At 71.1% G+C, this 14460-nt stretch carries 18 protein-coding genes; 10 read left to right on the top strand and 8 right to left on the bottom strand.

Features of this window, described 5'->3' with window-relative positions:
- Window positions 1–14 precede the first annotated feature (14 nt).
- From AB0230_RS08500 to AB0230_RS08480, 5 genes are all read right to left on the bottom strand, one after another.
- Entirely contained in the window at window positions 15–638 is a 624-nt protein-coding gene (locus tag AB0230_RS08500; protein WP_366375131.1) for a TetR/AcrR family transcriptional regulator, read from the bottom strand.
- A 12-nt stretch (window positions 639–650) separates the two neighbouring features.
- Window positions 651–2099, bottom strand: a complete 1449-nt coding sequence (locus AB0230_RS08495) for an NAD(P)/FAD-dependent oxidoreductase (protein WP_363390400.1) — start codon at window positions 2097–2099, stop codon at window positions 651–653.
- Between the two features lie 74 nt (window positions 2100–2173).
- Complete coding sequence (locus AB0230_RS08490; RefSeq protein WP_315995044.1) at window positions 2174–2476, bottom strand: hypothetical protein; 303 nt, start codon at window positions 2474–2476, stop codon at window positions 2174–2176.
- A gap of 34 nt (window positions 2477–2510) precedes the next feature.
- Complete coding sequence (locus tag AB0230_RS08485; protein WP_366375129.1) at window positions 2511–3350, bottom strand: NAD(P)-dependent oxidoreductase; 840 nt, start codon at window positions 3348–3350, stop codon at window positions 2511–2513.
- Window positions 3351–3500: 150 nt separating this feature from the next.
- Entirely contained in the window at window positions 3501–3914 is a 414-nt protein-coding gene (locus tag AB0230_RS08480; RefSeq protein ID WP_315995042.1) for an Asp23/Gls24 family envelope stress response protein, read from the bottom strand.
- A gap of 121 nt (window positions 3915–4035) precedes the next feature.
- Between AB0230_RS08480 and AB0230_RS08475 the strand changes: the two genes are divergently transcribed.
- From AB0230_RS08475 to AB0230_RS08450, 6 genes are all read left to right on the top strand, one after another.
- On the top strand, window positions 4036–4578 hold the full coding sequence (locus tag AB0230_RS08475) for a sigma-70 family RNA polymerase sigma factor (RefSeq protein ID WP_136586844.1): 543 nt from the start codon (window positions 4036–4038) through the stop codon (window positions 4576–4578).
- Between the two features lie 5 nt (window positions 4579–4583).
- On the top strand, window positions 4584–5156 hold the full coding sequence (locus AB0230_RS08470) for a hypothetical protein (RefSeq protein ID WP_315995041.1): 573 nt from the start codon (window positions 4584–4586) through the stop codon (window positions 5154–5156).
- Window positions 5153–5473: a hypothetical protein gene (locus AB0230_RS08465; RefSeq protein ID WP_315995040.1), complete on the top strand. Its 321-nt coding sequence runs from the start codon at window positions 5153–5155 to the stop codon at window positions 5471–5473. The genes AB0230_RS08470 and AB0230_RS08465 overlap by 4 nt, the downstream gene beginning before the upstream one ends.
- A gap of 102 nt (window positions 5474–5575) precedes the next feature.
- Complete coding sequence (locus AB0230_RS08460; RefSeq protein WP_363390389.1) at window positions 5576–6424, top strand: SDR family oxidoreductase; 849 nt, start codon at window positions 5576–5578, stop codon at window positions 6422–6424.
- A 180-nt stretch (window positions 6425–6604) separates the two neighbouring features.
- The gene (locus tag AB0230_RS08455; protein WP_315995038.1) at window positions 6605–7609 is read left to right on the top strand and encodes a pyridoxal-phosphate dependent enzyme; all 1005 of its coding nucleotides are present in this window, start codon (window positions 6605–6607) and stop codon (window positions 7607–7609) included.
- Window positions 7606–8766 (top strand): cystathionine gamma-synthase, encoded by a 1161-nt coding sequence (locus AB0230_RS08450; RefSeq protein ID WP_366375126.1) that lies wholly within the window; start codon window positions 7606–7608, stop codon window positions 8764–8766. Before AB0230_RS08455 ends, AB0230_RS08450 begins: the two co-directional genes overlap by 4 nt.
- A 137-nt stretch (window positions 8767–8903) precedes the next feature.
- Here the strand turns inward: AB0230_RS08450 and AB0230_RS08445 are convergent, their stop codons facing one another.
- On the bottom strand, window positions 8904–9539 hold the full coding sequence (locus AB0230_RS08445; RefSeq protein WP_366375124.1) for an NAD(P)-binding domain-containing protein: 636 nt from the start codon (window positions 9537–9539) through the stop codon (window positions 8904–8906).
- Between the two features lie 367 nt (window positions 9540–9906).
- Between AB0230_RS08445 and AB0230_RS08440 the strand changes: the two genes are divergently transcribed.
- The 4 genes from AB0230_RS08440 to AB0230_RS08425 all read left to right on the top strand — a co-directional run bounded on the left by AB0230_RS08440 (window position 9907) and on the right by AB0230_RS08425 (window position 12794).
- Window positions 9907–10704: a sulfite exporter TauE/SafE family protein gene (locus tag AB0230_RS08440; protein WP_366375122.1), complete on the top strand. Its 798-nt coding sequence runs from the start codon at window positions 9907–9909 to the stop codon at window positions 10702–10704.
- Between the two features lie 103 nt (window positions 10705–10807).
- Window positions 10808–11257: a MaoC family dehydratase N-terminal domain-containing protein gene (locus tag AB0230_RS08435; protein ID WP_363390377.1), complete on the top strand. Its 450-nt coding sequence runs from the start codon at window positions 10808–10810 to the stop codon at window positions 11255–11257.
- Entirely contained in the window at window positions 11254–11658 is a 405-nt protein-coding gene (locus AB0230_RS08430) for a MaoC/PaaZ C-terminal domain-containing protein (protein WP_366375120.1), read from the top strand. Before AB0230_RS08435 ends, AB0230_RS08430 begins: the two co-directional genes overlap by 4 nt.
- Window positions 11658–12794, top strand: coding sequence for a UDP-N-acetylmuramate dehydrogenase (locus tag AB0230_RS08425; RefSeq protein ID WP_315995032.1), 1137 nt, complete (start codon window positions 11658–11660; stop codon window positions 12792–12794). Before AB0230_RS08430 ends, AB0230_RS08425 begins: the two co-directional genes overlap by 1 nt.
- 94 nt (window positions 12795–12888) lie before the next feature.
- Here AB0230_RS08425 and AB0230_RS08420 read toward each other — a convergent pair whose 3' ends face one another.
- The gene (locus AB0230_RS08420; RefSeq protein ID WP_315995031.1) at window positions 12889–14088 is read right to left on the bottom strand and encodes a pyridoxal phosphate-dependent aminotransferase; all 1200 of its coding nucleotides are present in this window, start codon (window positions 14086–14088) and stop codon (window positions 12889–12891) included.
- Window positions 14089–14127: 39 nt separating this feature from the next.
- Window positions 14128–14451, bottom strand: a complete 324-nt coding sequence (locus tag AB0230_RS08415; protein WP_363390365.1) for a hypothetical protein — start codon at window positions 14449–14451, stop codon at window positions 14128–14130.
- Between the last annotated feature and the right edge of the window lie 9 nt (window positions 14452–14460).

The following is a 14460-nucleotide window of genomic DNA, read 5'->3' as shown; positions in this document are numbered from 1 at the left end:
AACGCCCGCGCCGGTCAGGACGTGCGCAGGCCCTCCAGTGCGATGCGCACGATGTCGGCCCCGAGGCGATCGCCGTCGACGCCGCCCCCGGGGCGGTACCACTCCACGACGGAGTTGATCATGCCGAACAGCAGGCGCGCCGCCACGGCGGCGTCGACGTCGTCGCGCACGTCGCCCTCGGCCTGGGCGTCGGCGACGAGCGCGGTCACGCGGTGGTCGAAGACGCGCCGGCGTTCGAGGGCCGCCTGCTCGACGGGGCTGTTGCCGCGTACGCGCAGCAGCAGGGTCACCGCCGGCAGCTGCGCGACGAGCACGTCGGTGGCTCCGGTCAGCACGTGCCGCAGGCGATCGGATGCCGCACCCTCGGCCGCGCGGGGGTCGTCGAGCACCGCTTCTAGCCCGCCGAGGGCCGCCTCGAGGGCGACCGAGAGCAGCTCCTCCTTCGAGGAGAAGTGGTGGTACAGCGCGGATTTGGCCAGCCCCAGGCGGCGCGCGAGGTCGGACACGCTCGTGGCGTCGTAGCCCTGCTCGTTGAACAGCTGCACCGCGACGGCCAGGATGCCGTCGCGGTCGTACCCGGGCCGGCCCCGCCGGGCGGGCACGTCGGCAGCGGTCGGGGCGGAGTTCGCGGCGGTCACGTTGTCAGTGTGTCACTCCAGCAGCGCCGGGGCGTCGGCGTGCAGAAGAGCGCGCGCCGCATTACCGATCACCGCGCTGTAGGTGGGGTAGGCGAAGCGCACCCCCGCCAGCGTCGCGACGTCGATGCCGGCCGCCATGGCGGTGGTGACCGATTGGATGACCTCGACCGCGTTCTCGCCGACCGCGTGAGCGCCCAGCACGAGTTCGCGGCGACGGTCCGCGATGAGCATCAGGAACCCGTTCTCCCGGTCGTCGATGACGGCCCGATCGAGGTCGGCGAAACGCACGGTGGCCACGACGCACGACGGGTCGCGATCGCGCGCCTGCTCCTCGGTCAGGCCGACGCCGGCGTAGTCGGGGTCGGTGAATCCGCCCGCGGGCAGCAGGTGGTGCGGCGTGCGGCGGTTCGCCCCCAGGACGGCGTTCTCGGCCGCGGCCTCACCCTCGAACTGCGCCGCCTGTACGAGCATGTCGCGACCGTTCGCGTCGCCGACCGCGAGGATGTGCGGAACGATCGTGCGGAAGTAGCGGTCGACGGGGATCGCCGAACGCTCCACCTCCACCCCCGCCTTCGACAGACCGAGGTCCTCGACGTCGGCGGGCCACCCGGTGGCCATCACGACGACGTCGACGTCGATGCTCCGGCTGTCGTCGTCCTCCCGCCAGGTCAGGTTGATCGCCCCATCGTCGCGACGATCGAGTCGTTCGACGGTGTCGATTCCGGTGCGCACGTCGACGCCGTTCCGGGTGAGCGAGTCGGCGATCACCCGCGAGATCGCGGCGTCCGACGCCATGAGCACGCGCGGCGCGACGTCGAGCAGCGTCACCTCCGATCCGAAGGAGCGGAACACCGTCACCAGTTGCGCGCCGGTGTTGCCCGCGCCGATCACGGCGACCCGACCCGGCAGATCGGGCAGCGACAGGACGTCCTCGGGGACGGTGGCGAGTTCCGCGCCGGGGATGGGAAGACGGCGCGAGTGCCCGCCCACGCACACGAGGATCGACTCCGCCCGGATGCGTCGGCCGCTGTCGAGCACGAGGGTGTGCTCGTCGGCGAAGCGGGCGCGGCCCTCGTGCACGAGGTCGACGCCGGCCTCCGCGAACCGTTCGGCCTCCCGCTTGATCGACCGCACGGCATCCACCCGCTCGTGCACGCGCGAGACGACCGCCGACCAGTCCACGCGCGGCTCATCGACGACGATGCCGTAGTCGTCGGCCGAGCGGGTCTCGCGCATGAGGCGCGCGGCCTTCGCGAGGACACGGGTGGGGACGCACCCCGTGTTCACGCATGTCCCCCCGACGCGACCGGCCTCGAGCACGACGACGCGCGCACCCAGCTCCGCGGCGCGGAGGGCTGCGGCGGTGCCGGCGGGCCCTGCGCCGATGACGGCGACGTCGTAGCGGTCGGTCGCGTCACCGGCGTCGCCGGGCGTGGTGGCGGGCTGAGCGGTGGCGTTCACGGTGGTCCTCCCGGAGGTCGAGGAGACCAGTCAATCCGCCGCCCGCACCTCGGCGCCGGGGCTTGTGCTCGCGGTCAGAACCGCTCGTACAGGTCGGTCGCGGTCAGGTCCGTTCCTCCGATCGCGTGCACGCCCGGAGCCGGGTGCAGGGCGAACGTGTCTCCCTCGTGCAGGAGGGTTGCGGTGTAGTCGCCGCGGGTGTCGAGCTTGACCTCGAACCGCCCGGTGTCGATGAGACGCAGGGTCACCACCGCTCCGCTGCGCGCGAGGAACTTCGTCTCCTTCTCGTGCGCCGTGGGCAGCGGGATCACCGGCTCGTCCGACGCGGGCGTGGGCGGCGCCGGTGGGGGCGTGTTCGGCGACTCATCGGCATCCATCCGGCGAGTCTGTCACGCCCCCACGGGCCGCGGGTCAGCGCCCGTCGCGCCAGGAGTGCTGCGGGTCGTAGCCCAGCAGGCGCCGCGCCTTGTCGATGGACAGCAGGGTCGTGTTCTCGCCCAGTTCGCGCGTCTCGACGCCCGGGAACACCTCGGCCACGAGCTCGTCGTTCGGCCGGGTCATGACCGTGTCGGCCGCGGCGATGATGAACGTCTCGAAGCCCGCCGGGGCCACCTCGAGGGCACGCTCGATCGCCTGGGCGCCGTCGCGTGCGTCGATGTAGCCCCAGAGGTTCCACTTGCGGGTGCGGGCGTCGGCGTCGAAGGGGAAGTCCGCGTAGTCCTCCGGGACCATCACGTTCGAGAAGCGCAGCGCCGTGACCGACAGGTCGGGGTTCCACCGCACCAGCTCGGTCGCCATGCGTTCTTCGAGCGTCTTGACGAGCGAGTAGACCGACTCCGGCCGCGGCGCGTACTCCTCGTCGACGGGGATGTAGGGCGGCGGAACATCGAAGGGGAGCCCCAGCACGGTCTCGCTGGAGGCGTAGACGATCTTCTCGATGCCGAGCCGCACCGCGGCCCAGAACACGTTGAACGTGCTGGTCATGTTGTTGTGGAAGGTCGCGACGTCGGAACGGATGCCGGGGGCCGGGATCGCGCCGAGGTGCACCAGGGCGTCGACGCCGCTGTGCTGGTCGTTCACGCCGGCGAGGGCGTCGATGACCTGGCCGTAGTCGGTGAGGTCGACCTGGACGAACCCTGGGCCGCGCTCGCCGCGGACGTCGAGGCCGATCACGTCGTGGCCGGCGGCGCGCAGTTCGCGGGCGACGACGGTGCCGAGTTTGCCGGACGAGCCGGTGAGGGCGATGCGCATAGGACTCCTGGGGTGTGGGGGAGGGGTGTCGCCGACGATAGCGGTCGGCTCCGACCCCGGTGCGTCCATTGACGCGACCCGCCGATCGGTTCGCCGCGCCGGGCAGAGGAAAGGCCCGCGAGCGGCGTGCTCGCGGGCCCGGACGACACGTCAGTGGACGCGCGCCTCCTCCTGCTCGTCGTCGTCGCCGGGGATGAAGACGTCGACCACGGTGACGTTGATCTCGACCGCCTTCATGCCGACGATCTCGGTGATCGCCTGGCGCACGGACGACCGGACGTCGTCCGCCACGCGCTGGATGCGCTCGGGGTAGTCGACCTGGATCGCGATGTCGGCGGCGACCTCGGTCTCGCCGACCTCGACACTCACGCCCTGCGCGTAGTCCTTGGCGCCGACGGCCTGGCGGATGTTGCCGATCACGCGGGCGGCGCCGCCGCCGAGGGCGTGAACCCCGGGAACCTCGGCCGCGGCGATGCCGGCGACCTTGGCGACCACGGGGTCGACGATGACGGTCTTGCCGCCGCTGGTGCGGGCGTCGGCGGAGAGGGAGGAGTTCTGTGCCATGAGGAGCGTCCTTTCGTCAAGATCCCCGTCCCCGAAGGGTGCGGGGTGTTTCGCTATGTGGACGGACCCGGTTCGTGAAACGTCACGACTCGAGGCTGGAAATTCGCTGACAGGAACCACGATGCCCTCTTTGTCCACCGCCACCGACGCCTTCCTCGCGTCGCGCGCGGCCGACGGCGACCAGCTGGCGTTCGGGGTCTTGGTGCGTCGACACGCGCCGTTCCTCGTGGCGTTCGCCACGCGCCTCACCGGTTCGCGGGCGGACGCCGACGACTGCGTCCAGGAGGCGCTCATCACGGCGTGGCGTCGCCTGCCTGATCTCACCGATCCCGAGAAGGTGCGAAGCTGGCTCACGACCATCGTGTCGCGGAAGGCGACGGATCGCCTCCGTTCCCGCAAGATCTCCGATCAGATCGACGAGGAGATGGTCTCGGCGGCCGATGACCCGGAGCGCTCAGCCGTGGCGTCGTCGCAGATGGACGCCCTGAAGAAGGTGTTGGCGGAGCTGCCCGAGGAACTGCGCGTGGTGTGGGTGCTGCGCGAGGTCGGCGGCCACAGCTACGACGAGATCGCCGTCGAGGTGGGGGAGTCGGCCGCCACCGTGCGAGGCCGCCTCGCCCGGGCTCGCAAGACCGTGTTGGAACGCATGCAGGAGTGGAGGTGACCGGAATGAGCGAATTCAACGACGACGTCGGCGGCTCCGGCTATTCGCTGGAGGACCTCTCCGCCTACCTCGATCGTGGGCGCACCCCCCGCATCTCCGCGATCGAACGCAACGCCGAGTGCCAGGCGATCCTCGCCTCGATGGAGCGCATGGGCCGGCTGTCGCGCGAGATCGTGGAGGAGCAGGCGGCCGAACCCCTCGCCGACTCCTGGTACGACAGCATCATGCGGGAGGTGATGCGGGAGTTCCGCTCCGGCCGTGACATCCCCCTGGCGCGCACCGAGGACGGGACCGAGATCGTCGTCACCGAGGGCGCGCTGTACGAGCTGATCCGTACGGTGGGCGACGGGATCGAGGGTCTGCTCGTCGGCCGGGTGCGGCTGAACCAGCTCGAGCCCGATGCGCCGCTCGACGTGCGCGTGACGGTCAGCGTGCGCTTCGGGCGCGCGATCACCGCCGCCGTCGACGAGATGCGCGACGGGATCCGTCTGGCGATCGAAAGGCACGGCGATCTGAAGGTGGGCCGCGTCGACGTGACCGTCGGCGACGTGCATCTGGACGAGGGGGAAGACGCATGACCCGCATCACCGCAGCCGAACTGGCTCCGCGCATCGACCTGGCCGTCACCGCGGTCGAGGGCGTGCGGGAGTGCTATTCCGCTCGGCCCGTCGTCGCACGGGCGTTCGAGCACGTCGCCGACGTCGAGGGCTCGCTGTCCGCCGTCGACGACGTTCCGGGCGCCCGGGCCATCACGGTGTGCATCGGGGTCTCGACGCAGGACGACAGCGCCGCCGTCGCCGCGGCGGTCGCGACGGCGGCTCGGGGTGCGGGCGGGGACGACGAGCCGGCGACGGTCCGCGTGCGCGTGGCCCGCCTGGTCGCCCCCGCGACCTGAGGCCGAGCTCTCGCGCGCCGAAGCTCCATCGCTGAGGCAATTCCCGGCCGGTGCCGTGCCCGGCGCAATACGCTGGATGCACCGCTCACCCCCGGAGGCCGTATGTCCACGCCGCCCGTCATCGCCGTCACCGGATCCACCGGTGCCGTGGGAGGCCGCGTCGCGCGCGACCTCGCCGCCCGCGGCATCCCGCAGCGTCTTCTCGTGCGCGATGCGTCACGCGCTCCGCGTCTCGACGGTGCCGAGGTCCACGTGGCCCGGTACTCCGACGCGGATGCCGCTCACGCGGCGCTGCAGGGAGTCGAGACGCTGCTGATGGTCTCCGCGTCGGAGACCGCCGACCGCGTGGAGCACCACCGCACGTTCGTCGAGGCCGCTGCCCGGGCCGGGGTGCGCTCGATCGTCTACACGTCGTTCCTCGCCGCCGCGCCCGACGCGGTGTTCACCCTCGGTCGCGACCACGCGGCGACCGAGGACATCATCCGGGCCTCGGGGATGAGCTACACCTTCCTGCGCGACAACTTCTACATGGACATGATGGAGCTCTTCGCCGGCGACGACGGGGTGATCCGCGGCCCCGCGGGCGAGGGGCGTTGCTCGCTCGTGTCGCGCTCCGATGTCGCCGCCACGGCTGTCGCGGTGCTGCGTGATCCGTCCGCCCACGCCGACGTCTCCTACGACCTCACCGGTCCCGAGGCGTTGACGATGACCGAGGTCGCCGAGAAGATCTCGGCGGTGCGGGGTCACCCCGTGCGCTTCCTCGATGAGACGGTGGACGAGGCGTACGCGTCGCGGGCCGCATTCGGCGCCCCGCGCTGGCAGGTCGATGCGTGGGTGAGCACGTACACCTCCATCGCCAGCGGTGACCTCGCCGCGGTGTCCGCCGATGTCGAGCGCGTCACGGGTCGTCCCGCGCAGAGCTTCGAGGAGTTCCTGGGCGCGGTGTCCTGAGGCCGGAGCCACAGACGCCGAGCCGGAGACGGATCGGTCTCGCGTGACGTCGCCCTGCCGACTCGGGTATGCTGACCGCGTGCTGACCTGTCGCTGTTGTCGCTGAACGCCCCCGCGTTCCTTTCGACGACCCCGTCAGCCGCGCCCAGCCGGGTGCACCCAACCTTCCAGGATGCCATCGTGCGTTACGCCCAGAGCGTCGCCGACCTCGTCGGCAACACCCCCCTCGTCCGTCTCACCCGCGTCACCGACGGCATCGCCGCCACGGTGCTCGCGAAGATCGAGTACTTCAACCCCGGCGGATCGGCCAAGGACCGCATCGCCGCGAACATCGTGGATGCCGCCGAGCGCGACGGCCTGCTGCGACCCGGTGGAGTCATCGTCGAGCCCACCAGCGGCAACACCGGCGTCGGTCTCGCCCTGGTGGCGCAGCAGCGCGGATACCGCTGCGTCTTCGTCGTGCCCGACAAGGTCGCGGAGGACAAGCGCGCGGTGCTGCGCGCCTACGGGGCCGAGGTCGTGGTCACCCCCACGAACGTCGAACCCGACGACCCGAACTCCTACTACAGCGTGTCCGACCGGCTCGTCCGCGAGATCCCGGGTGCCTTCAAGCCCAACCAGTACGCCAACCCGAACGGTCCGCGCAGCCACTACGAGACCACCGGCCCCGAGATCTGGCGCGACACCGACGGGCAGCTGACGCACCTCGTCGCGGGTGTCGGCACGGGCGGCACGATCACCGGCACCGGCCGGTACCTCCGCGAGGTCGCAGGCTCTGCGGTGCGCATCGTCGGCGTCGATCCCGAGGGCTCGATCTACTCGGGAGACGACATCCACGGCTACGACGTCGAGGGTGTCGGCGAGGACTTCTGGCCGCCGGCGTTCGACCCCACCCTCGTCGACGCCTATGAGCGCGTCTCCGACGCCGAGTCGTTCGCGATGACCCGTCGCCTCGCCCGCGAGGAGGGCCTCCTCGTCGGCGGCTCCAGCGGCATGGCCGTCGTGGGCGCGTTGCGCGTGGCCCGGGAGCTCCCCGCCGACGCGGTCGTCGTCGTGGTGCTGCCCGACCACGGTCGCGGCTACTTGAGCAAGATCTTCGACGACGACTGGATGACGCAGCGGGGCTACGACGTTGCACCCGTGGCATCCGTCATCCCCCCGAGCACCCAGGAGCACTCCGCATGAGCACCCACGACGCCGCCCGCGGTTTCGACAGCCTCGCCGTCCACGCCGGTCAGGCGCCCGATGAGACCACCGGCGCGGTCATCCCGCCCATCCACGTCTCGACGACCTACGCGCAGGACGGCATCGGCGGCCTGCGCGGAGGCTACGAGTACGGCCGCAGCGGCAACCCCACCCGCACCGCGCTCGAGACGCAGATCGCCGCGCTCGAGGGCGGCGCCCGCGCGCTGTCGTTCGCCTCCGGTCTCGCCGGCGAAGACGCTCTTCTGCGGGCCGCCCTGGCACCCGGCGACGAGGTGCTGCTCGGCAACGACGTCTACGGCGGCACGTACCGCCTGCTGGCGCGCGTGCTCGGCCCCTGGGGCGTGAAGCTCCGCGTCGTCGACATGAGCGACCTGGATGCCGTGGCCGCCGCCATCGCGGAGCGCGCGCCGAAGATGGTCTGGGTCGAGACGCCCAGCAACCCCATGCTCCGCATCACCGACATCGCGGGTCTCTCGCGTCTCGGGCACGACGCCGGCGCACTGGTCGTCGTCGACAACACCTTCGCCTCGCCCGCCCTGCAGCGCCCGCTCTCGCTCGGCGCCGACGTCGTCGTGCACTCCGCGACGAAGTACCTCGGCGGACACAGCGACGTGGTGGGCGGCGCCCTTGCGTTCGCCGACGCCGCGTTGGCCGAGAAGGTGCAGTTCCTGCAGTTCGCCGCGGGGGCCGTGTCGGGCCCCTTCGACGCCTACCTGACGACGCGCGGCATCAAGACCCTGGCCGTGCGCATGCAGCGCCACAGCTCCAACGCCCAGGCCGTCGCCGAGCATCTGCTCGCGCACGACCGCGTCGCGAAGGTCTACTACCCCGGCCTCCCCTCCCACCCCGGCCACGAGTTGGCGGCCCGGCAGATGAGCGGCTTCGGCGGCATCGTCTCGCTCGAGCTCGCCGACGGGGCAGCCGCGCGCCGCTTCGCGGAGTCGACCCGTCTGTTCACCCTCGCCGAGTCCCTCGGCGGCGTCGAGTCGCTGGTCAACTACCCGGATGCCATGACCCACGCCTCCGTCCGCGGCACCGAACTCGCGGTGCCCGAGACGATCGTGCGCCTGTCGGTGGGCATCGAGTCGGTCGACGACCTCATCGCCGACGTCGACCAGGCGCTCGCGTCGCTCTGAGGCTGCGCCGCCGATACGACGAACCCGGCGCCCGCACGTGCGGGCGCCGGGTTCGTCTTTTCGCGTGAGTGGCCGATCTCCGTCGCTTGCGTGTCTCCCGAAGCGACGAGAATTGGCGACTCACGCGGGGGAGCGGCTCAGCGCTCGGCGCGGGCCAGGTTCTGCTCGAGCTCGCCGCGGTTCTGACGCACGACGTAGGCGGGCTGGTCGCGCTCGACGCGCCAGCTCTCGCTCAGGGGACCGACGTTCACGGTGTCGAAGCCGAACTCGTCGTAGATGCGGGTGACGAGGGCGACGGCCTCGTCGGAGTCGCTCGAGGTGGCCAGAGCGCGACGGTCGTCGGTGCCCGCCGGCGCGCCGCCGGTGAGGATGTCGGCCGCGGGGATGTGATTGAACGCCTTCACGACGACCGACTCGGGAAGGTGCTCCTGCAGCATCTGCGAGGTGGTGGTCTTCTTGTCGTCGAGGGCGGCGATGTGCCCGTCGCGCTCGAAGTAGTAGTTGTTCGTGTCGAGCACGGTCTTACCGGCGAGAGGGGCGACGGGGATGTCGTCGATCGCCTTCAGCGGCACGGTCACCACGACGATGTCGCCGGCCTCGGCGGCTTCCTGCGCGGTGGCGGCGCGAGCGCGCTCTCCGACGGAGGAGACGAGGTCGCCCAGGGTCTCCGGATCGCGCGAGTTGGCGATGACCACGTCGTAGCCGCGATCCGCGAACCCCTGAGCGAGAGCCGAACCGATGTTTCCTGCGCCGATGATTCCTACGGTTGTCATGCACGTCTCCAACGGCACCAGCGGCGAGGGCATTCCCGGGAGCGCTACCAAGAATTCAGTGGTCTGAATAATTAGCACCTCTAGATATCAGTGTCAACCGGTGCGATCCGGACGAACGGGGTGTCTATCGTCATCTTTGTCGCACCCTCACGCGAGTGGTCGCAGTCCGGTGTTCGGGTCACCGTCCTGCTTGACCTGTGAGGGCGACGGCCCCCGGTGGACGCGGCTTCGGATCACCGGGGGCCGCTTTCGTTTCTGCGTCCTCGATGGTGCCGACCGATATCCGTCCCACCGGCGTCCGTGCGCAGGAGTGGAAGACTGGGGCGTCGGCGAGACGCGCTCGCCCCCCCTGATTCCGAGGATCTCCGTGACCAGCGCCATCCGCCCGCCCCGTACCGCCCGCCTCTACGTCGTCTGCGTTGCGGTCGGTCTGCTCGCCGGGTTGATGTCGGGTCTGTTCGGCGTCGGCGGCGGCACCGTCATCGTCCCGCTGCTCGTCCTGCTTCTCGGATTCGACCAGCGCCTCGCCGCAGGTACCTCGCTCGCGGCGATCGTCCCCACGGCATCCGTCGGGGTCATCACCTATGCCGTCGACGGGCACGTCGCGTGGCTGCCGGCGCTCATCCTCGCGGCGGGGGCCGTCGGCGGGGCGCAGATCGGCACGTGGCTGTTGCCCAAGCTCTCGCAGACGGCGCTGCGGTGGGCGTTCGTCGCCTTCCTCGTCGCGGTGATCGTCAGCCTGTACTTCGTCATCCCCTCCCGCGACGCCGATCTCGTGCTCACGTGGGTCACCGGACCCGGCCTGGCCGTGCTCGGCGTGATCACGGGCATCCTGGCGGGACTGCTCGGCGTCGGCGGCGGCATCATCGTCGTCCCCGCACTCCTGCTGCTGTTCGGGACGAGCGACCTCGTCGCCAAGGGCACCTCGCTGCTGATGATGATCCCGACGGCGGTGTCGGGCACGGTCGGCAACCTCCGCCGTTCCAACGTGGATCTGCCCGCCGCGCTCTGCGTCGGCGTCGCCGCGTGCGCCACGACCGCTGTCGGTGCGCAGATCGCGAAGGCCGTCGATCCCTTCGTGGCGAACGTGCTGTTCTCGATCTTCCTCGTCTTCATCGCCTCGCAGATCGCCGTCAAGGCCGTGCGCGGTCGCCACCAGCGCTGAAGCGCCCACGGCGTCGCGGTCGGCGCCGAACTCCTCGAGGCCGGGCCGGACCGGCGGATGCCGGCGGCACGGCTCTGTCGGGGCCTCTCGGTAGACTGACCCGGTGCCCGTGAACCCCGAATTGGTCGGCCGAGTCTTCCCGCCGACCGTGCCGTACCTCGTCGGTCGCGAGAAGGTGCGCGAGTTCGCCCGCGCCGTCTTCGCCGACGCCCCGCAGCATTCCGACCCGGACGCCGCGCGCGCCCTCGGCTACGACGACGTCGTGGCCCCGCCGACCTTCGCGATGGTGGTGCAGGACCTCACGCTGCAGCAGCTGCTGGGCGACCCCGATTCGGGCATCGAGCTCTCGCGCCTCGTCCACGCGGAGCAGCGCTTCCGCTACACGCGCCCGATCGTCGCCGGCGACGAGCTCGTCGCGACGCTGTCGGTCACCGGCATCCGGTCGATGGGCGGCAACGCGATGATCACGAGCGAAGCGGAGATCGTGGATGCCACCGGCGCCCACGTCGTCACGACGACGAGCGTCCTGCTCGCGGGGGAGGCCGGCGCATGAGCGAATTCACCGTGGGCGAGGTCGTCGCCGAACGCTCCGTGCACCTGACCCGTGAGTCGCTCGTGCGTTACGCGGGGGCGTCGGGAGACTTCAACCCGATCCACTACCGCGACGACGTCGCGGCGGCCGTGGGGCTCCCGGGCGTCCTCGCGCACGGGATGCTCACGATGGGCATCGCCGTCGGCACGCTGGCCGAGGCCCTGGGCGACAGCGGACGCATCGCGGAGTACGGCGTGCGCTTCACGCGCCCCGTCGTCGTCGACCCCGAGACCGGGGCCGACCTGCACGTGAGCGCGAAGGTGGGCGCGGTCGACGACGACATCGCCCGCATCGACCTGACCGTGACGTTCGCCGAGACGACCGTGCTCGGCAAGGCCCAGGTGCGGGTGCGGCTGCGCTGATGCCCCAGGTCGCTCCGGTCCCGTTGGCGCAGCTCACCACGCTGCGCACCGGCGGTGAACCCGCTCGTCTCATCGAGGCGACGACGGTCGACGAACTCGTCGCCGCCCTCCGCGAGGCGTGGGCCGCCGGCGAGCCGTGGTTCGTGCTCGGCGGAGGATCCAACCTCTTCGTCGGCGACGAACCGTTCGAGGGCACCGTGATCCGCGTGCGCACCTCCGGTATCGACGAACTCCCCGGCTCCCGGCCCGACACCGTCCGCTTGCGGGTGCAGGCCGGACACGATTGGGACGCCCTCGTCGCCGAGACGGTCGAGCGCGGGTACGCCGGTGTCGAGGCGATGTCCGGCATCCCGGGCACCGTCGGCGCCGCTCCCGTGCAGAACGTCGGCGCCTACGGGCAGGAGATCGTGCAGACGCTCGTCGAGGTCGAGCTGATCGACGAGTCCACGGGTGACGTGTCGACGGTCCCGGCATCCGAGCTCGGTCTGGGCTTCCGTACCTCGGTGCTCAAGCACCACTACGGCTCGGTGCCTGAGCGGCCCGCCGTCATCCTGTCGGTCACGCTCGAGCTCGAGCGCGTCGGCACCGACGAGCGGCCGATCGCGGGCGATCAGCTGCGCGGCGCCCTCGGACTCGAGGCCGACCAGGCCGTATCGTTGCGGTGGATCCGCGACCACGTCCTCGCCACGCGTGCGCGCAAGGGAATGGTCCTCGACGCCGAAGACCCCGACACCTGGAGCGCCGGCTCGTTCTTCCAGAACGCGATCGTCTCGGAGGCGTTCGCGCGCACCCTTCCGGACGCGTGCCCGAAGTGGCCGATGGGCCCCGCCCTCGACCCGGTGACGGTGATCCCGCTCGCCGCGTTCGACGGCATCCTGCCTCCGCCGCCGGTCGAGAACCGCCAGGTGAAGGTGAGCGCCGCGTGGTTGATCGAGAACGCGGGGCTTTCGCGCGGGTTCCGGTTCCCGCGCTCGCGCGCCGGCCTCTCGACGAAGCACACGCTGGCCCTCACCAACCGCGGCGAGGCGACCGCGGCCGAGATCGCCCAGCTCGCGCGCTTCGTGCAGAGCCGCGTCGCCGCCGAGTTCGGTCTCGTCTTGCAGCCCGAGCCCGTCCTGGTGAACGTCGAGCTGTAGCCCCCGGTCCGGCTCTCGTTCCGCGCCGTCCCACCCTCCGGGTGAGGGGTCAGACCCCTCACCGCGAGGGTGGGAGCGCGAGAGCGCGAGGAGCTCAGGCGAACAGGCGCTGGAGGCGCTGGACGCCCTCGAGAAGCTGGTCGTCGCCGAGGGCGTACGACAGGCGCAGGTAGCCGCTCGGACCGAACGCCTCGCCCGGCACCACGGCGACCTCGGCCTGCTCGAGGATGAGGTCGGCGAGCTCGAGCGAGGTCGTCGGGGTCACGCCGCCCCACGAGCGGTTCAGCAGGCCCTGGACGTCGGGGTACACGTAGAACGCGCCGAGCGGGTTGGGCACCTGCACGCCGTCGATCTTCGACAGTTCCGACACGATCAGCTGACGGCGACGGTCGAAGGCGAGACGGAACTGCTCGGCCTCGTCCTGCGGGCCGTTGAGGGCCTCGGCGGCGGCGATCTGGGCGATGTTGTTGACGTTGCTCGACAGGTGCGACTGCAGGTTGCCGGCGAGCTTCATGGCATCCGCGGGTCCCACCATCCAGCCCACGCGCCACCCGGTCATGGCGTAGGTCTTCGCGACACCGTTGACGAGGATCGTCTGCTCGGCGAGCTCGGGCACGGCCTCGACGATCGAGACGGCACGCACGCCCTCGTAGGTGAGGTTCTGGTAGATCTCGTCGGTGATGACCCAGATGCCGTGCTCGAGGGCCCAGCGGCCGATCTCGGCCGTCTCCTCGGCGGTGTAGACCGAGCCGGTCGGGTTCGAGGGCGAGACGAACACCAGCACGGTGGTCTTGTCGGTGCGCGCGGCCTCGAGCTGGGCGACGGTGACCTTGTAGTCCTGGTCGGCACCGGCGAACACCTCGACGGGCGTGCCGTCGGCGAGCGCGATGGCCTCCGGGTACGTCGTCCAGTACGGCGCGGGCAGCAGCACCTCGTCGCCCGGATTCACCACGGTCTGGAACGCCTGGTACACCGACTGCTTGCCGCCGTTGGTGACGATGACCTGCGACGGTGAGACCTCGAGGCCCGAGTCGCGCAGCGTCTTCGCGGCGATGGCCTCGCGCAGCACGGGGAGGCCGGCGGCGGGGGTGTAGCGGTAGTTCTTCGGGTCCTGCAGCGCCTTCGCCGCGGCATCCACGATGAACGACGGCGTGGCGAAGTCGGGCTCGCCGGCCGCGTACGAGATGACGGGGCGACCGGCGGCCTGGAGGGCCTTGGCCTTGGCGTCGACCTTGAGGGTCGCGGACTCGGCGATGGCGGACAGCTTGCGGGAGAGCGGGGCGCGGGAAGTCACGGTTCCGAGCCTAGTGTTCCCGCGCTTTCGCGCCGAGGGTCATGACGGCCAGGGCGCGAGGATCAGCAGCGCCGGAACGAGCATCAGGATGCCGAGCCCCAGCGCCACGACGGACCACGCCCGGCGACCGGATCGACGCGCGGCGACGACGAGACCGACGACCGCCAGGAGGACGACGACGATCCCACCGACGAAGAGCAGCGGCAGCAGGATGATTCCCATCCACCAGATCGCGTTCATCTCGGGGATGAGGCCCACGACGAAGACGAAGAGCGTCGGGACGAGGAGGACGGCGGAGAGGATCACCGCGACGAGTCCGAGCACGTCGAAGGGTCGGCGGGTCGTGACGGGCGGGGGCGTCATGCGGTCAGG

Origin of the sequence: Microbacterium sp. NPDC089190, assembly GCF_040701795.1 — a bacterium.
GTDB lineage: Bacteria > Actinomycetota > Actinomycetes > Actinomycetales > Microbacteriaceae > Microbacterium > Microbacterium galbum.
The sequence above is the reverse complement of the archived record's forward strand: the minus strand, read 5'-3'. Positions and strand labels throughout refer to the sequence as shown.